Below are 21,038 nucleotides of genomic sequence, written 5' to 3' on the forward strand. Positions count from 1 at the left end.
GGGAAAACTGCAGTATTGATCAACACGGTTGCACGACAGGCCCGGCCCTACAGGTGCTTGATGGAGTAACCGTCAACCTGGCGCTGATTTTGCGGCATCGCTTGATCAGACAACTGTGAATATCTGTGATGACTGGATCACACTATTTAACTGAATATTCAATAGAACGCAGTTTCTCGTAACTAATTTAAATAAAAACTCCGGTTAAATGTTTACTTGATGAAACAGCCTGACTATTATTGCGGCACTGTCCCCCTGCCATTCAGCACTCTACTAAGGTAGTAATCATGTCCTTGATCAACGAATACCGCGCCACCGAAGAAGCTATCAAAGAGCTGCAAGCCCGTTTGAAGAACCTGTCGCAAGACGACAAACTGCAAGCCGAGCTGGAATTCGAAGGCAAACTGCGCACCCTGATGGGCGAATACTCCAAGTCGCTGCGTGACATCATCGCGCTGCTGGACCCGGAAGCAAAAACCAAAGCAGTACGCGGCGGCGCAGTAAAAACTACCGGCACCAAGCGTGCCCGCAAAGTTAAACAATACAAAAACCCGCACAACGGCGAAGTCATCGAAACCAAAGGTGGCAACCACAAAACTCTGAAAGAGTGGAAAGCCAAGTGGGGCGGTGACGTGGTTGAAGGCTGGGCTACCCTGCTGGGCTAAGCCGCAACGCTTTCGCCGAGCGATCCGCGAAAAAACAAACGCCAGCGAATGCTGGCGTTTTTTTATGCATGGCATTTAAGCCAGGTCATGTTCGATTTCAAAGATTCAAACGTTTGCGCAATGCCTGGACATAATTCTGCCATTCATTGAGCACCTCACTCTGCAGCGGCGTGGCATTAAGCGACCATTGCTCTGCCGCCTCGCTAAAAGACTTCAAGGTATTCGGCGCGCCGTATTCAGGCTCGCACAACCGCTGCTGACAAAATATTCTCCAGCGTTCTTGCTCTTCGAAATTCAACGTCTCGGGAAAGTTACGTGCGCGATATCGAAAGAGTAATTCGGGCAAACGTTCGTCATCGAAAGGCCATTGCTCTTGCGCTAGTTGCGCCGGGTCGGCACTCCTCACTTGCTCACATAGACGCCGGTCGCGGTCACCGATAAATCCGTCGTACAACTGTTGTTCCGGATCCTCGCTCGGTGTGAAATCTTCACTGGCATAAATTGCCGCAACTTTATCTTTCCAAACTTGTTGTGCGTCAGTTAGCCGCAGTGCTCGCTGCTGATACAGCGCCATGTCCAGACCCAGACGTTGCTGATCCTGCGCACGCAAAACCGCAAGCGGCGCCACCACCGGGCAACGGTTGATGTGAATCAGCTTGAGCGGCACCGGCAACTCGCCTTCCAGCAAGTCATCGCGACGCGTGTACAAACGCTGGCGCAGAGTCTGCGCGTCGAGATCCAGCAAACCCTGCGGGTCGAGGTGCAGGTCACAGACAATCAGCGCATTGCGGTTTTTCGGGTGCCATGCCAGTGGCAGCACCACGCCGACATAACTGCGCGCCGCCGAGAAACGCCCGGAAATATGCACCAGCGGCTGCAACAGGCGAATCTGATCCATGACTTTCTGCTTGCTGCGCAACTGAAACAGCCAGTCATACAGTTTCGGCTGTTTTTCGCGGATCAACCGCGCCAGTGCGATGGTGGCGCGCACGTCTGACAAGGCTTCGTGGGCGTGACCATGATCGATATTGTTCGCCGCCGTCAGGCGTTCGAGCTTGAGCGTCACCCGGCCTTCGTCATCGGTCGGCCAGACCAGTCCGTCAGGACGCAATGCATAGGCAGCGCGCACCACATCGATCAGATCCCAGCGACTGTTGCCGCCCTGCCACTCCCGGGCGTAAGGGTCGAAGAAGTTGCGATAGAGGCTGTAACGGGTCATCTCGTCGTCGAAACGCAGCGTGTTGTAACCCGCGCCGCAGGTGCCGGGGGCGGCCAACTGAGCGTGGACCCGCGTCATGAAATCCGCCTCGCTCAAGCCCTTTTCGGCGAGCTGGCCCGGGGTGATGCCGGTTATCGCGCAGGCCGCCGGATGCGGCAGGATGTCTTCGCTGGGCTGACAGTAGAGATTGACCGGCTCGTCGATTTCGTTGAGCGCATGGTCGGTGCGAATCCCGGCCACCTGCAACGGGCGGTCGTTGCGCGGATTGATGCCAGTGGTTTCGTAGTCGTACCAGAAGATTGAAGTCACGGGCGGTTCCTGAACTGAAGATCGGCGAAGTCTAGGCGCTCGACCGCCGTCGCGGCCAGCCTTGAAACATTCAAATACCTTGCGGCATTCGCTGTGCAATACATAGTTATGTCGTTTTCCCCCGAGAGGCTGCTAGCATCGGCCTCACTTGCACCCCGAACAGGCGAACATCAGGTAGCCCATGCTCGAGCCCACAGCACCGCCAAGGAAAGCACCGCTGGCCCCGCCGCTGGATACGCGGCATCAGGTCGAAACGCCGGAAGGCATCGACCTGCCGTTGCGTCCCGCCGGGTTGATGGTGCGTGCCGTGGCCTTCGCGATCGATCTGGCCCTGCGCGGCGTAATCATGGGCGTGCTGTTCATCGCCCTGGCATTTCTCGGCAAGCTCGGTATGGGCCTCGGTTCGCTGCTGCTGTTTGCGATCAGTTGGTGGTACATGGTGCTGTTTGAAGTGCTGCGTCAGGGCCGCTCGCCGGGCAAACAATGGATGGGGCTGCGCGTGGTGCACGACGACGGCACACCGATTGGCTGGTCGGCCTCGTTGCTGCGCAATCTGCTGCGTTTTGTCGATCTGCTGCCATTCGGCTATTTCCTCGGCACACTCAGTTGCCTGCACCACCCGGCCTTCAAACGCCTCGGCGACATCGCTGCCGGCACACTGGTGGTCTACAGCGAACGCCCGCTGACTCGCCCGCAATTACCTGAAGTCGAACCGCGGCGCTCGCCCGTCCCCCTGACGCTCGCGGAACAACGCGCCGTATTGGGTTTTGCCGAGCGCCAAGGTGAATTATCGCCAGCACGGGTCAATGAACTGGCGGCTCTGCTCGCCCAGCCACTGCATATTTCCGCGCCCAAAGCTGTCGTTGAACTCAATGGCATCGCTCGCGGCTTGTTGGGCCCGACATGAAGCAGAGCCTTTTCGAAAGTCACCACAAGGCCGAATGGGAGCGTTTTGCGCTAGCTCTCGAACGCCTTGAACGTGGCAAGGACACCTCACAAGTCGCCGGTTTCCCCAAGGCTTATCGCAGGCTTTGCCAGCATCTGGCGTTGGCCGAGGAACGCGGCTACAGCAGTTTCCTCATCGACTCATTGCAGCAACAGGTGCTGCGCGGGCATCAACAGCTCTACCGTCACCGCAGTCGGCTCGGCGCCAATCTGCTGAGCTTCATCCTCGCCGACTTCCCCAGACTGGTCCGCGCCGAATGGCCTTTTGTGCTGGTCGCCAGCCTGCTGTTCTTCGGCAGCCTTATCAGTGTCGGCGTGTTGGTGTATGTGTTTCCCGAACTGGTCTACAACCTGATCCCCGCCGATCAGGTGCGCGAGATGCAAGGCATGTACGACCCGGTCGCCGGCCACCTCGGGCGCCCCGCCGAACGCGCGGCCAGCGAAGACTGGGTGATGTTCGGGTACTACGTGATGCACAACATCGGCATTGCCTTTCAGACCTTCGCCAGCGGCTTGTTGCTGGGCGTGGGCAGTGCGTTCTTTCTGTTTTACAACGGCATGGTCATCGGCGCGGTAGCCGGGCATCTCAGCGAGATCGGTTTCGGCCAGACCTTCTGGTCGTTCGTCATCGCCCATGGCGCCTTTGAACTTACCGCCATCGCCCTTGCTGGGGCGGCCGGCCTGGAACTCGGCTGGGCCTTGATCGCGCCCGCACGGCTGACCCGCAGCGAAGCGCTGAAGCGGGCGGCGCGCAAAAGCGTATTGCTGGTCTGCGGGGTGATGTTGTTCCTGTTGATTGCGGCGTTTATCGAAGCTTATTGGTCGTCAAAAACCAGCGTCACGCCACTGACCAAATATCTGGTTGGCGCCGGGCTTTGGGCACTGGTCGCGGTCTATCTGTTGTTCGCCGGAAGGACCCGTCATGCGCCTGAGTGACGCCACCGTGGTGATCCGTCCGCGCACGACCTGGGAAGCCATGGACCTCGGCGTGCTGATGAGCCAGCAACATCGGCGTCTGCTGATGACAAGTTGGGCAATCGTCACTCTGCCGCTGTTCGCCGTGCTCAGCCTGTTGCTGTGGGATTCGCCATCACTGGCGGTGTTTATCTTCTGGTGGCTGAAACCGGCGTATGAACGCCTGCCGCTGTACATCCTGTCGAAAGCGCTGTTTGGCGAAACGCCAACACTCAAGCAAGCCCTGCGCGAATGGCCACGCCTGCTCAAGCCGCAACTGCTGGCCAGCTTGACGTGGCGCCGACTGAGTTTGAGCCGCAGTTTTTTACTGCCGGTGGTGCAACTCGAAAGCCTCGACGGCAGCGCCCGGCAACAACGTCTGCACGTGCTGCTGCAACGCAACGCCGGCGCCGCGCAATGGCTGACCATCATCGGCGTGCATCTGGAGACCGCGCTGTGGATCGGCCTGATGGTGCTGTTCTACATGTTGCTGCCGCAGCAGATCGAAACGGATTGGGACTGGCAGTCGCTGATTCTCTCGACAGGTAACGAGTGGCGTTGGCTCGAACATCTGACCAATGCCTTCTACGCGCTGGTGCTGGTGGTGTGGGAGCCGATCTATGTCGCCTGTGGCTTCAGCCTTTATCTGAACCGGCGCACGCAACTGGAAGCGTGGGATATCGAACTGGTGTTCCGCCGCTTGCGTCAACGTCTGAGCAACAGTGTGTTGGGGTTGCTGCTGGCGGTCTGTCTGGTGCTGCCGAATATGCCGTCAACCTGGGCGGCCGAACCGGATGACAGCCCACTGGCGCCGCGCCTGTTGAATCAGCCGCTGACCAGTCAGGCCTCCCGGGACAATATCAAGGCGCTGCTAGAACAGCCGCCGTTCAAGAACAAGGAAGTCGTCACCCGCTATCGCTTTGGCGACGACCCGGCGAAACCTGCCGAAGCGCAAAAACCCGGTGAAGCGCCGCAGTGGCTGAAAACCCTGCTGGGCTGGCTCGACGGACAACACTTGAATGGACTGGCGAAGATCATTGAAGTGCTGTTGTGGAGCGCGGTCATTGCTGCGCTGGGCTGGCTGATCTGGCGATATCGCGAGTTTCTCCAAGCCTTTGTCAGCCACCGTCCGAAACAGCCTGCCAAGGCGAAACGAGCGTTGCCGCAGCAAGCCTTCGGCCTGGATTTGAACCGCGATACCTTGCCTGACGACATCGCCGCCCATGCCGAACAACTCTGGCAAAGCCAGCCTCGTGCAGCGCTGGGCCTGCTCTATCGAGGGCTGCTCAGCCATCTGCTCCACGACTTCGATCTGAGCCTGAAGCCCGCCGATACTGAACTTGAGGTACTGGCGCACATCGAGAAATTACAGCGTCCCGAACTGCTCGCCTTCAGCCGCAGCCTGACCGCCCACTGGCAAAACATGGCTTACGGTCATCGCGTACCGGCGGCAGCTCTGCAACAAGAGTTGTGCGATGGCTGGCGCGGTTTGTTCGGCCAGGGAGCCGCCCGTTGAGCCGCCGTACATTGTGCTGGCTCGCTGCGTTGGTCGTGCTGTTGCTCGGCACGTTAAGCGTTTTTCTCTATCTCAAGGCCAAGCCTTATCAGGAAGAAGTCGATCACGGCCCCTCGCCCGCTGCGCAAGCCAATCCTTATCTGGCAGCCGAGCTGTTCTTGCGTGAGCGTGGCCTCAACGTCAGCCATGCCGAAAGCCTTGCGGTGCTCCCCGATATCGATCCGCGCCGGCATACGCTTCTGCTGTTCAACGACCGCTCTCGCATGACTCCGCGTCAGGTCGATCAGATCCTGAACTGGACGCGGGCCGGCGGGCGGCTGGTGTTCGTCGCCGAATCGCTGTGGGACGAGCAGAGCAAACAAAGCAACGACCTGTTACTTGATCGGGTGCAAATACATCAATCCCTGAGCAAAGACCTGAAAGACTTGCCCGCCGACGTTGAGCCAGACCGGTTCCCGAAACTGACCAAACTCTATCTGGAAGACGAGGACGCTCCGGCTTACGCCGGTTTCGACACCGACTTCCACCTCGACGACCCGAAGAACCTCGCGCAAGCCTGGGCCAACAGCGCCAAGGCGACGCATATGATGCAACTGCCCTACAGCCTTGGCTCGATCACCGTGGTCACCGACGCCGAGTTGTGGAAAAACAAAACCATCAACCAATACGACAACGCCTGGCTGCTCTGGTATTTGAGCGCCGACACCGACGTCACGTTGATCTACAACACCGAGCATGATGGCCTGCTGACCTTGCTCTGGCGTTACTTCCCGCAGGCCATCGTCGCCCTGCTCGCATTGATCGGCCTGTGGCTCTGGCACGTCGGCGTACGCCACGGCCCACTTCAGACGCCGGCCTCTAGCGGACGGCGACAATTGCAGGAACACCTGCGCGCCAGCGCCGATTTCCTGTTGCGCCACAACGGCCAGCAAGCGTTGCTGCAAGCGCTGCAACAGGATGTGCTGCGTCGCGCCCGCCGCCGCCACCCCGGCTTTGACCAATTGAACGTTGCCGAACAGTGGCTGGCATTGTCACGCCTGACCCGGCAACCCACCCGCGCTATCAGCCAGGCCCTGAGCCCGGTGCCGAACCGGCGTTTATCCAGTGCCGATTTCTGCCGCCAGGTCGCCCACCTGCAAACCTTGAGGAACACGCTATGACTGAACAGATCGAGCCCGGCAGCGCCAGCCACGCCGCCCAGCAACGCCAGCGTGCCAGCCAGTTGGCGCAGGCAGTGCGCGGCGAATTGCAGAAAGCCCTGATCGGCCAGAACCAGGTGATTGACGACGTGCTGACGGCGCTTATCGCCGGTGGTCACGTGCTGCTCGAAGGCGTGCCGGGGCTGGGCAAAACCCTGCTGGTGCGGGCATTGGCCCGTTGCTTCGGTGGCGAGTTTGCGCGGATTCAATTCACCCCGGACCTGATGCCCAGCGACGTCACCGGCCACGCCGTGTATGACCTGCAAACCGAGCAGTTCAAATTGCGCAAGGGTCCGCTGTTCACCAATCTGTTGCTGGCCGACGAAATCAACCGCGCGCCGGCAAAAACCCAGGCAGCCTTGCTCGAAGCGATGCAGGAACGGCAGGTCACGCTCGAGGGTCGCGCCCTGCCGATCGCGCAACCGTTCATGGTCCTGGCCACGCAGAACCCGATCGAACAGGAAGGCACCTATCCCCTGCCGGAAGCCGAACTCGACCGGTTCATGCTCAAGGTGCGCATGGACTACCCCGACGCTGATCAGGAGCTGAACATGGTGCGTCAGGTCTGCCGTTCGACCCGTGCCGACATGCTCGATGTGCAGCCGCTGCGCACCGTGCTGCAGGCCAAGGATGTGCAAGCCTTGCAACGCATCGCCAGTGACTTGCCGCTCGACGATCAGGTGCTCGATTACGCCGTGCGCCTGGCGCGCAGCACACGCACCTGGCCGGGGCTGACCCTCGGCGCCGGGCCGCGCGCCTCGATTGCCCTGGTGCGTTGCGCCCGTGCCCGAGCGTTGCTGCGTGGCGGCGAGTTCGTGATTCCCGACGACGTCAAGGGTTGCGCGCTGGCCGTGCTGCGCCATCGTGTACGCATCGCCCCGGAGCTGGACATCGAAGGCCTGCAGGTCGATCAAGTGCTCCAGCAATTGCTTGAACAGATTCCGGCGCCACGTCTGTGAAACCCTCGCGCCTGCTGTTGATCTGGCTGGCCTTGCTGCTGGTCATCAGTCTTGTGCTGGGCACTTTGCACGCACTGCAAGTCGACATCCCGGCGAGCCTGATAGCGATCAACTGGGGTCTGCTGCTGGCACTGCTGGCCTTGGCGATGCTTGATGCGCTGCGCCTGCAACGCCTGCCAACACCGCGCATCACACGACAGATGCCCGGCAGTCTGGCGCTCGGCCGTTGGGGTGAGGTGCGGCTGGAGGTAGAACATGACTTCACTGAGCCGATGCACATTGAACTGTTCGACCATCCGCCAGAAGGCCTGAGTTTCGAAAATCTGCCGCTGGCGATTGAACTGCAACCCGGCCAGCGCAGCCTGCTCGGCTATCGCCTGCGCCCACTCAAGCGCGGCCATTTCAGCTTCGCCCACTGCGAAATCAACCTGCCCAGCCCCTTGGGATTATGGTCGGGCAGACGCCTGCTCAACGGCAGCGACCAGACTCGCGTCTACCCCGACTTCGCCCGGCTCTATGGTGGTGAATTGCTGGCGGTGGACAACTGGCTCAGCCAGCTCGGCGTACGCCAGCGGCAACGTCGCGGTCAGGGCCTGGAGTTTCATCAACTGCGCGAATTCCGTGAAGGCGACAGCCTGCGCCAGATCGACTGGAAAGCCACCGCCCGTCAACGCACACCGATCGCCCGCGAGTATCAGGACGAGCGCGACCAGCAGATCATTTTCCTGCTCGACTGCGGCCGACGCATGCGCAGCCAGGATGATGAACTGTCGCATTTCGACCATGCCCTCAACGCCTGCCTGTTGCTCAGTTATGTCGCGTTGCGCCAGGGTGATGCAGTGGGTTTGAGTACCTTCGCCAGCGAACAGCCGCGCCATCTCGCGCCGGTCAAGGGCAGCAGGCAACTGAACGTGCTGCTCAACACGGTTTATGACCTCGACAGCACGCAGCGTCCTGCCGATTATCAGGCTGGCGCCAATCAACTGTTGGCGCGACAGAAGCGCCGGGCACTGGTGGTGCTGGTAACCAACCTGCGCGATGAGGACGATGAGGAACTGCTGAACGCGGTCAAACGCCTGAGCGCACAACATCGGGTGCTGGTCGCCAGTCTGCGCGAAGAAACCCTGGATACGTTGCGCCAGACCACAGTGCAAACGCTGCCCGAAGCGTTGGCTTATTGCGGGACAGTGAACTACGTGAATGAGCGCGCAGAACTCCATGAGCGGTTGAGTGCTCATGGCGTTCCAGTGGTGGATGTCCGGCCCGCAGAATTGGGGGCCGAACTGGTGACGCGGTATCTCAGTTGGAAAAGAAGTGCGGCGCTTTGATCATCTCTCGATCCGGACGTGCACAGATCCGCGGCTCGAGGTACCGTCAGGATTCTCGACTTCGACGTCAAGGGAAACGGTATCCGACAGGTCCATCACCCTCCAAGAGGTTTTGTATTCACCGTTGTTATCTGTACTGGCCTGAATAGAGGGCCTGCCGTTAATGGAGACAAGTATTTTCCTTTTCGGCATCGGCTCTTCAGAAGCCTTGTCTACGATCAATGCAGTCATGGTTACAAAGTCGTTCACGAAAGCCGGATTCGGCGAGGCAACGACGGACGCCACCGCCGCCGGACGCTCTTTGACGGTCAACCACAACGCTTTCACATCCCAACCTGCCAAACCGCCCTTTACCGACGCCCATAAAGCAGACTCGATTGATGCACCCAAGGTAAAACGACACATTGCCTTGCCCTCGGCATCCGTCAGCGTTGTCGGTAACGATCTGTTGTCGTATTCCCACATCACTTCAACATTGGCCAAAGGCTCCCCGGTCTCAGCCGAAACCACCAAGGCCTGCGCAGTAATCTCTTGCCCCGGATATCCCGTTAAATCATCGCTGACCAGTTCTTTGATCTCTCGAGGTTCATGGAGCACGTACGGCAGCGAAATCGATTCCGAATACTGCGCATCCCCCACCGTCGCCGTCAGTTGCGCCGCCCCGGGGATCGTGGGCACAAACCGGATCCGTGCCTCACCATAAAAGTTGGTAGTGGTGATCACCTCGCCAAGATCCGGACTGCGCCAGACAACGTTCATCCCCACCATCGGCCTGCCGCTGATGGCCGAAACAACGGTGATCTGTTCAGACACCGCCTCGCCCCAAAGCAGCGTCTGGCTGACCCGTGAACGCTCGGCGATTTTCACCACTTGCGCGCCTTCGCCCACCGACATGGCATTGACAGGTGACCATCGAGCCAACTGGTCGCAGGCCAGAAACAAGCCAAAACTGCCGTTATTCTTGTCATCGACCGTGAAGGAGTCGGAGAATCCCGCCTCGCTACTGAAAACCCTTGGCAGACCGAGTACCGGCTGCGTGAAGCGAACACCCAGGGCCTCAGGCCCGGTCCCGACCATGCCCAGCGTCAATTTGCGGGAGGACAAAAAGGTATCCCCCGGGGCAGTCACATTGATTGTGTGGGTCAGTTTGCGACGCGGAAAACCGGTGTCCTGGCCGAATGGCTGTGCCGGCCCGTAGTCCATACTGAACTGCAATCGAGCCCAAGGGTCGCTGGCCAGCGAATCTATCTCCATCGAACGAGCATCCGTACCCGCGTCATACGGACTGGTCACGGAAACCTCAACCGTTACCGGCCCGTCCGTAGTTGCCTTATACGCAAAGCCGACCCAGCCATCCTCAGCGGTGACATGTGATTCAGTGTTGCCATCAACCGTCCACAGCGTTGGCACTTGAACCATGGCATCTTCCGAGAAATCCGAACGTACCTTCGCCCACAGCCATGCCGGTTCCTGACCCACGACCGGGTACACCGCGGATTCACGCACGGCTTCGATGCTGAGTTTGTTGTGGCCCAAGTGCATTTCGGTGACATCGGTCGGACCAGCACGAGTCGAGAAATCAAGACCGAACTTCCCGGCCACCCGGCTCTGTGAACAATCCAGAGTCCAGGTCATGCCACTTTCATCAATAACGTTGGTGCTTTCTGGAGGAGGGCTTAGGGCGATGTCCAATTCTGACGCTGGTGTTCCTCTCCAGTTTAAATCCATGTCGAGACCCACCAAAGCGCTCAGCGCATGGGTTCTGAAAGTGTACCGATGTACGGCGCCCAGGCAGGGATACAGCGACTGGCCTCGCGTGGTGCTCACTTGATCCAGGACCAGCGTGAACTCATCGTGAATATCCGGTGAAAACAAGCGAGCGAGCAACTCTCGATTTTCAAGTGTCTCGGTCTCGAGCCTTAGTCCAAACATACTGCTGTGGCTCGTTGCGAATTCAGAACTCAGCGTCCAGATCAGCGGCTCATTTTCACGCAACTCCCTGGGCACACCAAGGTCACTCACTTCCAGACCGATGCCTGGATCGTCAACGCCCCATGTCAATGTGATTTTTTCGCCAATCAGGGGGCTATCGGCAAGAGCCGTGACCTCCAGGACATGGTTTCGACCTCGAACGCAGAAGAGACCGTTTTTCATGTCAGTCTCTCTGCCATCAAGCGTGATGCTCACTTTGTCTTTCCACGAACTCCTGGCAATCGTGTTCACGGTAAACTCGCACTCAAGCGGCTCGCCCGCTTCGTGCGCACGCACCGTCGCGGTGATGGTGTGAGTCCCGGATTCGCGGGTGTAAAACTTCAGGCTGCCCCAGCCACCGCTTCCCGTTTCGCTGCGCACAAGGCCATCATCGGTTAGCCACTCGACCTGCGCACCAATCACCGGCTCGCCGTCGCCCAGATCGGTGACATGCACCACTTGCAATCGCAGAAACGCACTTTCATGATCCTCCACCACCGGACTGTTGGCGGCCTGTCGCACCTCTTTGATCCTGATCCTGTTGCGGGCCAGCGACATACGCTTTCCCGGCGACGGCAGCAACAGTTTCGAGCAGCGCAATGACAACTCGAACAACCCGTCGCGCCGGTCTTCACAGGCCAGTGTCCAGGCTGCAGTGCCGTCCCCGCCTATAGGCATGGGCACCGCGGTTTCCAGTGGCGGGCTGACAACCACCCCCAGTGGCTCAGGTTTGTCGCCGCTCCAATGCAGGAAGAAATCGCTGCCTCGCAGACGACTGTCAGCGGTGAGCATTACACCGATGGCATGTGTGGAACCGCGGTTCGGATAACTGTTTTCAATCCACTCTCTGACTTCGTTGTTTTCAACAACCATCAACGTTGCCCACGGGTCTTCGGCCAGTACCACCACTTCAAACGTCTGCGTCCATACGCCCAGCTCGTAATAACAGCTGATAACCGATGCCTCAATAACGACCTCAGCCGCAGCCTTCGCCTCGTAAGTGAAACAAGCCCACCCTAGTTCATCGGTACAGGCAGCCGCCAACACCCCCTGCTCTTTGGTTGACCAGTTCACTGTGAGCCCGGCGACCGGCTGGCCGGTGTAGTACGACGCCACTTGCACACCCAAGCGGACACTTTGCCCAACCAACGGGTAATAAGCGGCCTCGAGCACTTCACGAAAAATCAGCCGGTGGTTGCCCAGCGATACCGGGATCTCTAAGGCCTGCGCGGTGTAACGGTTGCGCAAACTCAGGGTGAACTCGTGTACCTGATCATCGATCAACGGGCAATCGAGCGTCCATGGCGAGTCCAATGATTGTGGGTCACCCCATGCGGGCGTCGCGACAATCGCGTCCAGTGGGTTCCTGTCGATGGTCAATGCAACCTCGGTGCCGTCCCAAGGGTTTTCCGACACAGGCACAAAACCGAGCAAGTGCGGGGTAATCAATCCCTCGTTGGCAAAAACTGCGCCGCTGCCGGCGCCCTGACACAGGTACATTTTGCTCAAGGGCGGTAACGACATGCCGTCGAGTTCTATTGCCTGCAACTCAAGCGGCGCAAGTCTCAACTCGAGCTTGACGCGGGTAACCCAGAGCTCCCCGGCAGGATGCGAAGACTCATTCGAGCTGCGTATTTCGATGTGCAGCGGCTTTGAGCTTGAAATATCCGACGTCAGTTCCATTTCATGCGGCGTCGGACTGAATCGTCTCTCTGACCCTGAATCGAGGCGATCCTGATCCTGTTCATGATCGCGTTTGCCGACGGCTGTTAGTTCGATGAGGTGAAGCACCTCTCCCCCCTGTGAAATCTTCACCCAGCCCGATTGATCAAGACTGCTTTCCCATAGAAAGCTCAGCCAATAAACGCCATTGCCATCAGGATCCCGGGGAATGGTGACGTCCTGACTGACTCCCGTCTGTTTTGGCGCTTTGATGTGCTTGACAGGTGAGTTGTCGTAATACGCCGTTCCTATGAATACCCTCCCCGTCTTTGCCCAACCTTCGAACGCTTCTTCGAAGTCACCATTGCGCACCAGGTTTTCGTTCGCGTGAACAATCGGATCATTCATGGCCGCGCGCTCCCTTGCCCTGGCTTGCCAGCCTGCTTTCTTCGGCAACCTTGACCAATTCCTTCACCGAATCGGTAAACGACTGATCACCGCTCTTGCACGTATAACGAATGCGCACGATGCAATCGTTCATCGAACGCAGCATGGCCGCCTGCGGTGGCTCTTCGTGCCAAGGCCATTTCAGTTCCCAGGCGGACACCACACCGGTGTTTTCAAACGGATTGAGCAAGCCTTCATCCGGCTTCACCGTCGGCATGCCGTTGTCGGCAATACCCACCGACAGGGCAATCTGCTGGCCTGGGCGCAAGTTGAACAGCAAATCGGAAGGGGCGATCTGAGCAAGATCAGGATCGTGCAGATACTGCACCGACTGCACCGAAGCCCGGCTTGCGGTCATGCTGCCGACCTGTAGCAAGATCGCGCGCACGTCCTCGAAAGGTCCCGTCAGAACGGGCAAGTCGACTTCCACCGAACTGATCTGCCGGCAGAAATGCCCCGGATAATCCCGATCGAACTGCAATTGTGTCAGTTTGAACTCCAGCGCGCCGGTGGTCTGCAATTGCAACAATGCAGCGTCCCAGCTGCCAACGCCCTGGGGGTCCAAGGCATCATTGAACAAGCGCCGCAAGGAGATGGTTTTCACCAGCTCCAGTCTTCGCTCGGTGCGCAGCAGGTATTCATGCTCCATGCGCAGCAGGTGCGCGCGCAGATGCTCGCCAGCGGTCAAACCGTGACGTTGATCCAGCCAGACCTGAGGCAACGGAATATGTGAATCGTAATCGCCGGTTTCAGCACTCATTGCCGTTTGCGCGCTGAGACACAGACTGACCACCGCGTCGTAAGCCTGATAGTGCAAGGCCTTGAGCTGCCCCAACATCCAGCCGAACAATTCGGCATTGGTCGCGCGCTTTTTCAGATAGTTGTACATCGTCAACGCCTGAGCATTAGCTCGCAGCGTTTGCGCAAGGTTGGTTCTGGCTGCATCGACCGCATGATTCTGCGCAACGATTTGCGCATCGATGGCGGCGACTTCTGCCAGCGCCTGATCGCGTTGCAGCCCCCATTCATTGCGACGGCGGCGATAGCCTTCGGTGGTGGCTTGCTTGTCGGCATCGATCTGCAACATCGACGAGGCGATTTCCAGGCCGAAGCAAATGGCATCAGTCACTTTATCGATCCGAAAACCGCCGTTCGCCATGCCGAAGATATTGGGTGCAGCCGCCACGGCTGCGCCTACCGGTTTGAGGATTTTGGCGGTCAGCGCCAGCCCTTTGGACTGGTCCAGGTTGGCCATGACCTGATATTCGACCGCCGAGACGTTTTCGTTATAGCGTGCTGCGTAAGCATCAGCCCGTTCCTGGGCCACTACCCGACTCTGTTCAAGCGCCGTCTTGCTCGCTTCCAACTGAGCGATGGATTGCTCCTGCACGGTTTTAGCGTAGTTGCCCAACTCCACCAGATGGTTTTGCTGCAGCTCTTCCTGCTCGGCACGGTCGCGTCGCTCGAGCAGGTTGAGCACTTGGCTGCCGTAATCCTGCAAGGTCTGCACGGCGCGCAAGGCGACCTCGTAGATCACGCGCCAACGAAACGCGATGACTACCAGCCGTCCGCCCATCGGTCTTGCGCCGCCGCCCCCCCCCGCTGCCAACGCGCGCAGCAATTGGTTCGGATCAGTCGGTGGATTGAACAACGGCAGGACCATGGGCTTGCCATCAATGGTCAGGTTGTTGCGCAAGTTACTCATGCGGTACTGCGGATAGTTGAGCAGATCGAGCAGTTGCTCATTGATCGGCTCGCGAAAAGGCGCGCAGGCCAACATGCCCAGCATGGGAGCGCTATCGGAGCCGGACGGAACATCCGCCAAGGTGAAATTCGATTCCTTCTCAAAGGCTTCGAGTGCCGTGCGTGTGCAGCTCTGTTCCAGAAGGCTGCCGAGCGTCGCTGTCCGCCACAGGTTCACCGCCTGAGTCAAAGGCGGCTTGCCCATCAATGTTGCCGCTTGCACGTAGTATGACTTGGCCGCCACCAGACTCTCCCGGGTCAGTTGACGGTAGTGCCAGTCGCCCCAGGCCATGAGGTTCTTCACATAGTCGGTGAATATCAGCAGCCTCAAGTGCCTGGGTGCAGAATATCCGATGGCATCCGGGTCGGCGGGCGCCACGGCTTCACAGCCGGGATTGCCCGGCTCGTTGATCAACGGTCGGCAGCCCCAGTAACTGGGTTTGCTGGGCACCGAACTTTCGTCGGCTGCGGCCCGTGGATCGAAGATGAAATGCAACCACATCTGTGCTTCAGCAAAACGCTCTTCATCACGCAACCGCGTCGCAATCAAATGCGGCAAATGGAAAAACAGCTCCCAGAAAAACCGACCGTTGGCGCCATCGAAAGCGCCATTGCGCTCCTCGAAAACAACCCCGGTGGGTGGTGGTTCGGACAGATGCTGGGAATTCCAATTCAGTAACGTCGCTGGAGAGACCGTCGAACGTGTTACCAGCTCGGGGCCAAACAGCGAGTTGAGCCGAACGCACTGGAGTTCCCAGCCAACACCCAGCATGAAAAAGAGGAACTGGGCAGCATCCGTGTCATTTTTCCTCAGCGTTGGTGCCAGGCCCTTCAAGAGGTCGACAATCGTCAGGTCAAACTGTTTGCCGCCAAAGCCATCTGTATCATTCTTTAGCGTGAACCTGACGTTACCCCAGGACCCTTTTGGCCGAGTGAAGGTCCCGGAAAATTTCATTGTCCAACCGCCAGCTGTAGAAACCGCAAGCTTCACCGGCGCAGGGTCACCGTCGGCAGCATTTTCCAGTTGCAAAGTGAAGTTTGTATCCTTGGTCTCTGCTAACCCCGTGGCCCTGCAAAAGCCCTCAACGGTCAACACATCGTTTTCACCCGCTCGCATGGCAAAGACGTTCAGCCCCAGAAAAGGCTCCATAGGGCCTGAAGGCGACTCACTTGGGACCACCGTAACCTCAAGACCCAGCGGATGCTGAATCGTCAAGACAGAAACAAATCGTTTCTCCAGAGCCAATATCAGCCAGCCACCACTGTCACTGACATCGGGGCGCATCAGCACATCGATGACCGCGATCTCTTCCAGGTCGTCATCACTGTCCAGCAACACCCCCAGTTTGCCTTTGGGGTGTTGATAATCGACCCACACGGTTGCAACCAGCCGGGCACCGGCGGAGCGATCTTCATCAAACTCGCTATGGCGCAAACTCAACGGCGCCGACCATTGCCCGTTCTGCCTCATGAACGCGACATTGATATCCAGTTGATGGGGAACGAACCGGGATCGGTCGTCCTTCAAAGGATCCGGAGGAACGGCTTCGATGATCTCGCCAACCTTGTCCCGCCACTCCGCCCAGACCAGACACAGCCGGCCGTTCCAGACCACTGGACGCATGTCCAGCACCCGCCCGGCGGGTTGAATGTCCACCGCTTTCCATTCACTCCACGCCGCCGGGTTGACGGCAACACAGCTGGGCGTGATCTCGATTTGTGCCTTGCGCCAGTAGTACTGGAACGGCGCGATCCGCTGACGTCCGACGAAGTAATAATCGGCGCGCTCGGGGGTGGTGCCATCCATGTAGCCACTGATGACATCCAGATCGCAGATCTGCTCGAAGGCCTGCAAATAATCCAGCAGCGCGGCCAGCACCGAGTCGCTACTCAGCCGGGCCTGATTGAGGTTGTTTTCCAGGGTCCTGAACAGCTCCGTCTTGCCCTGACGCACCGATGGATGGATGAAGTTTTCCGGGTTCAGCGTGATCATCTGCACCGCTGCCCAGTCCGAGTAGTTGTTGTACAGCGCCCAGCGTTCCAGTTCTTCGGGGGGAAACTCGTGTTTTTCGAAACCGGGTTCCATTTTGTTGTACACCGCACTGATGTATTGCTGCGCACAACTGATCGCTTCGGCCACCGGCGACGTCTGCACCCGAGCACTGTCAAGCGGGTCAATTCGCAACAATTCGAACACGTCCTCCGGCGTCTGCAAAGGCGGATAGCCCAACAATTCGACTTGCCCGATGCAATACTCAAGCAATGCTGAACGACGTTTTTCCTGCAACAGGCCGATGTTGTTCGATGTCATGATTGCTGCTCCGTGGAAGAGGCTCCGGTGTCACTGTCGGAAGGCAATGCTGCTTGTTCAGATGGGGGGCTGCTGTTGACTTTCGTCGCACCAAACGTGATGGGTTCGAAGTAACTCCCTTTCCCGCTTGACAGGCTGCTTACACCGACGATGAACGTGCCGCTGACAGCGCTGGAAACATGTACCCGGGAAACACCCTGCTGATTGGTGAAACCGTGGGCCGGGCGGATCGTCGGCCTGTCGCCTGGATCTATACTTTCCTTCCAGGCCCAGTCCACCAGCATGTTGGCCCCAAGGTTTCCATGCGCGTCGATCATCGTGGCGTAGAGTTCGACTTCCTGTCCCAGCGGCACGACCCCTGTCGGCACCGTAGACATGAACGCGGCCGGGAAACTCATGGTTTTGGCGTCGGCGATGACGTTGATGTTCACCGCCCACTCAGGCTCGAGCAGGCTCATGGAAAAATAGAGGCTATCGATACCCAGCACTTCGCCCGGTAAATACTCAGCCGTGAGCACTCCCTCGGTACTGGTTTTCTGCGACTTGATCGTGCCGAGATCGGTGTGCCAGTCAACAGAGACACCTTTCAACGGTGCGCCTTGGGAATCGGTGAGTGTCATCGTGATGATCGCTTTCTCGTCCTTTTTACGAGCGATGACTTCCGTAGGGGTTACGGTGCAAGTCATCCTGACCAACTGTTTCAGTTCGCCCGGCATTTGCACGACCGGCACGCGCGTTTGCGTCTCACTGAGCAAGGCCAGTTCAGCCGCCTGGGCATAGGCCTCTTTATTATCAGTTGTCTCCGGCAAGGTGCCGATCTGCAAGATGGTCCGTGCATCCATACCGGTTTGCATCGACAACTCGTAAACGCGCATCAGCAGATCCAGTTGATCCAGGGTTTTCAGCACCAGGGGGTCAGGATTGATATGGCGAACACATTCGCTGACTTCCTGCGCGCTCCAGGCAAAGAACTCGGCCAGCTTGATGGCTGCGGCCTGCTGCACCACGCGCAATGCATCCTCGCTGGGCTCGGGACTGGTCGGTAGCGAATGGACTTGACGCAGATAGTCCAGCAAATGCTGGTCTGGCTGCTCGCTCAGGCTGAAAGCGCGGGTCAGCGTTGTCAGCGAGTAAAGTGTACGCACCGAGAACGCAGTTTTTTGATTGATATCGATTTTCCCGGGGCGACCGACCCAGGCTTCGTACCCATAATCCAGATAATCCCGGACCAGTGCCGTACTCAAGCCCAGCACCGAAACGACTTCAGTACGCTGGCGCACAATGGCCAGCAATTCGAGTAACGAATCTGACGGTTCATCGCGCAGGCGCTCTGTCGCTGGCGATTCGCGGGCGGTGCGGTCATGCACCTGGCGTAGCAGTTGGTACACCGAGGAATCGACCCAGTTCAGTACCTGAATGGCCAGTTCGGCATTGATGCCGGCGTAAACTGCCAGCGACTCTCTGACCAGCGACACCTGCGCGTCGATGGCTTGCAGGAGAACATTGAGCATGGTTGTAACCAGAGATTCAGCCACGGCCTCCTCGACGGTACCCAGACCGTTCTCGACCGCCCATAGAAGCTTCGCGCGGACAAAAATCAAATACTCTTCCAAGGTTCCTGGCGGGGCGAGTACAAGGCCGTTGGCGTCGACCACGGGCGCCAGACCTTCACTGTCAATCACCAGATAATCCAGCCAGTCGCTTTCTCCGGCGGGTGGCACGCCGGCCACGAGAAAGGAGTTGTTGGACAACCGCGCGCTGGGCAGCAGGGTGCCGATCTTGTCGAAAAATTGCTGATCCTGTTGGGATATCTCGCTGAGCCGCTGTGGTGCACTGACGTGCTGCAACATCCACAGCACCGACAGATCGCTTTTTTCGCACCATTGCACGCAGGCCTGCATGGCTTCGATCAGGCTGAGAACGCCCGGGCCGCCAGCCGTGCTGTCGATTCCGCTGTCGTCATCGGCGACGCTGACAATACGCGGCTTGCCCGCCAGCCCGTTGAGCCATGATTCGCCCCCCAGCACACTGAGCATCAGTACGCCTTCGACAGGCGTGATATTCAATAGACGGGGCAGTTTGACCAAGCGGTAAAAACTGGAAATGACTGCCGAACTGCGCTCCAGTTTATCGCCAAAGCCATGAGCCTTGGCTATCGCCAGCGCCAAGTAGTGGTACGTCTGCAGGTCGATCCCCAGTCCACTGCACAACTGACTGACCGTCAGGTTGTCTTTGTCTGATTCAGGTATCAGCGCAAACGGTGTGCCATCGAGTTTCAGCGGCTCGCGATAATTGCCTTGGTTGTTGAAGACCTGATCGAACTGCGACAACGCATCGCCGCGACCGTAGAGCGACAGTTCATCAAGAAACACGGCGAAATCCGCTGCCGTGCAATGGTGGCGTTCCCGCAGTCTTTGAAACAGACCCAATGCATGTATCACGTTGACCGAGATTGCCCATATCTCTGGCTTTACGGCGCCGCGTGCCTCGGCCCTGATCGCCGCCACAAGCAGGGCGTCGGTCTGCTCACTGGGCAGATTCAGCCACTTGTCGAGGCGTAACTTGCGGTTCAGTCGGTCAAATGTATTGAGGCCTTTGGGGGTTTGGGGATTAACGATTATCCGATGGAAGTAATTCCCCGTCTGAGTGGTAACACCGATCGCCGGGTGGCTATTGTCATTGATGTAAACCGAACCGGATCGTCCGCTTTCCGGGACGTCAGTCTCATCTGAGTAGCGCACATTGACCGATCGCCGCGGCGAGTGGTCCCCAACCGAAATAAGACCTGTAACCTCCTCGGCCACAAGATTGGCCTGTTGAGCCAAATAAAATATTTGGCTTAGATTCAGAACATTCACGCCTTCGGCACCAAAATTTTCTCGATAGAACGGATCAATCTCCTCGATTTGTTTGTAATCCTCAGTCAGCAACTGCTGTTGATAGGGACCAAGCCGAGAAGCATGAGCCAGAGCGGCAGCGGCAAGCGTCGTCAGGGACCCGGAGTGCAGGAAACTGGGGTACATCACGTCAACGATGTTGGCAAAATCCCCCACCGATCGCCCGTTGAAACCGGCCACCCCATCAATTGTGACCCAGTGCTGGTAATACGGCAGACCGTTGGGATAGCGTGCTTCGATCAATGCCTGTTCAAGCGGAACCTTCGTGTTCGCGTCGATGAACGCCTGCAACACGCGGACAATGACGTCGACCGATGACTCCGGCGCATTCACCGTTTTGCTGTCGACCACCAAGTCCATCAAATCCGTACGGCGCTCATGCAGTGGCAGCTGGGTGCTGTCACCGACGGATTCGATCAAGTCGATCAAACGGTACAGGAAGACCAGATACGCCGGAGGCGCGAACATGGACTCCAATGAATCCGGGGGGCATTTTTTTTGCAAATCCAACTCGAATAATTTGTCCAGTCGCGGTCCGTCAATGAGCGACATCAACCCGCTGGACACTCTTGTCGACCCGGTTTCGTCCCCCTGCGAATCCTGCTCGATATACCGACGCCGCACATACGTCGCCAGGCTGTTGGCCCGGCGCAAAAAGCGTTGGGCCTCTTGCTGATCAAGTCCATATTCGCGGACCAGCGCCGGGACACCTTTTTCGACCAGGGGAAAAATCGAGCCACCCTGTTCAAGGTAACTCCAGAGCTTCTGAAGCCGGTTTTGCGACGCGGACGGTTGTTCACCAAACAGCTGAACGAACAACTGTGCAGCGGGACGGAGCGAATCAGCCATGATCACATTCCTTGAGTCGATAACTGGCCCGGGCTGCCTGACAGTGGTGTCAGGCGACCCAGCG

Annotated in this window: 11 protein-coding genes; 7 read left to right on the plus strand and 4 right to left on the minus strand. The window is 58.4% G+C overall.

All coding sequences use genetic code 11. From position 1 onward, the window contains the following. The first annotated feature begins 287 nt into the window (after nt 1-287). Complete coding sequence (gene mvaT, locus U6037_RS22565) at nt 288-665, plus strand: histone-like nucleoid-structuring protein MvaT (RefSeq protein WP_007912775.1); 378 nt, start codon at nt 288-290, stop codon at nt 663-665. A 97-nt stretch (nt 666-762) separates the two neighbouring features. Here mvaT and sbcB read toward each other — a convergent pair whose 3' ends face one another. Next, nucleotides 763-2,193 (minus strand): exodeoxyribonuclease I, encoded by a 1,431-nt coding sequence (sbcB, locus tag U6037_RS22570; protein ID WP_322844583.1) that lies wholly within the window; start codon nt 2,191-2,193, stop codon nt 763-765. A 181-nt stretch (nt 2,194-2,374) separates the two neighbouring features. Here sbcB and U6037_RS22575 point away from each other — a divergent pair, with 181 nt between their 5' ends. The 6 genes from U6037_RS22575 to U6037_RS22600 are packed head-to-tail and all read left to right on the plus strand — an operon-like array spanning nt 2,375 to nt 9,094. After that, complete coding sequence (locus U6037_RS22575; RefSeq protein WP_322844584.1) at nt 2,375-3,100, plus strand: RDD family protein; 726 nt, start codon at nt 2,375-2,377, stop codon at nt 3,098-3,100. Beyond that, nucleotides 3,097-4,074, plus strand: a complete 978-nt coding sequence (locus tag U6037_RS22580) for a stage II sporulation protein M (protein WP_322844585.1) — start codon at nt 3,097-3,099, stop codon at nt 4,072-4,074. Before U6037_RS22575 ends, U6037_RS22580 begins: the two co-directional genes overlap by 4 nt. Continuing rightward, entirely contained in the window at nt 4,061-5,608 is a 1,548-nt protein-coding gene (locus U6037_RS22585; protein ID WP_322844586.1) for a DUF4129 domain-containing protein, read from the plus strand. The genes U6037_RS22580 and U6037_RS22585 overlap by 14 nt, the downstream gene beginning before the upstream one ends. Then, nucleotides 5,605-6,768: a DUF4350 domain-containing protein gene (locus U6037_RS22590; RefSeq protein WP_322844587.1), complete on the plus strand. Its 1,164-nt coding sequence runs from the start codon at nt 5,605-5,607 to the stop codon at nt 6,766-6,768. The genes U6037_RS22585 and U6037_RS22590 overlap by 4 nt, the downstream gene beginning before the upstream one ends. Further along, on the plus strand, nt 6,765-7,766 hold the full coding sequence (locus U6037_RS22595; RefSeq protein WP_322844588.1) for a MoxR family ATPase: 1,002 nt from the start codon (nt 6,765-6,767) through the stop codon (nt 7,764-7,766). The genes U6037_RS22590 and U6037_RS22595 overlap by 4 nt, the downstream gene beginning before the upstream one ends. Beyond that, nucleotides 7,763-9,094, plus strand: a complete 1,332-nt coding sequence (locus U6037_RS22600; RefSeq protein WP_322844589.1) for a DUF58 domain-containing protein — start codon at nt 7,763-7,765, stop codon at nt 9,092-9,094. The genes U6037_RS22595 and U6037_RS22600 overlap by 4 nt, the downstream gene beginning before the upstream one ends. Here U6037_RS22600 and U6037_RS22605 read toward each other — a convergent pair whose 3' ends face one another. From U6037_RS22605 to U6037_RS22615, 3 genes are read right to left on the minus strand one after another with little or no spacing between them, the layout of a single operon-like run. Further along, complete coding sequence (locus U6037_RS22605; RefSeq protein ID WP_322844590.1) at nt 9,095-13,135, minus strand: hypothetical protein; 4,041 nt, start codon at nt 13,133-13,135, stop codon at nt 9,095-9,097. It abuts the gene before it with no gap. Further along, on the minus strand, nt 13,128-17,228 hold the full coding sequence (locus U6037_RS22610; RefSeq protein WP_322844591.1) for a neuraminidase-like domain-containing protein: 4,101 nt from the start codon (nt 17,226-17,228) through the stop codon (nt 13,128-13,130). Before U6037_RS22610 ends, U6037_RS22605 begins: the two co-directional genes overlap by 8 nt. Then, on the minus strand, nt 17,225-20,974 hold the full coding sequence (locus U6037_RS22615) for a Tc toxin subunit A (protein ID WP_322844592.1): 3,750 nt from the start codon (nt 20,972-20,974) through the stop codon (nt 17,225-17,227). Before U6037_RS22615 ends, U6037_RS22610 begins: the two co-directional genes overlap by 4 nt. Nucleotides 20,975-21,038: the final 64 nt, after the last annotated feature.

Source organism: Pseudomonas sp. B33.4, from assembly GCF_034555375.1.
In the GTDB taxonomy this organism is placed as follows: domain Bacteria; phylum Pseudomonadota; class Gammaproteobacteria; order Pseudomonadales; family Pseudomonadaceae; genus Aquipseudomonas.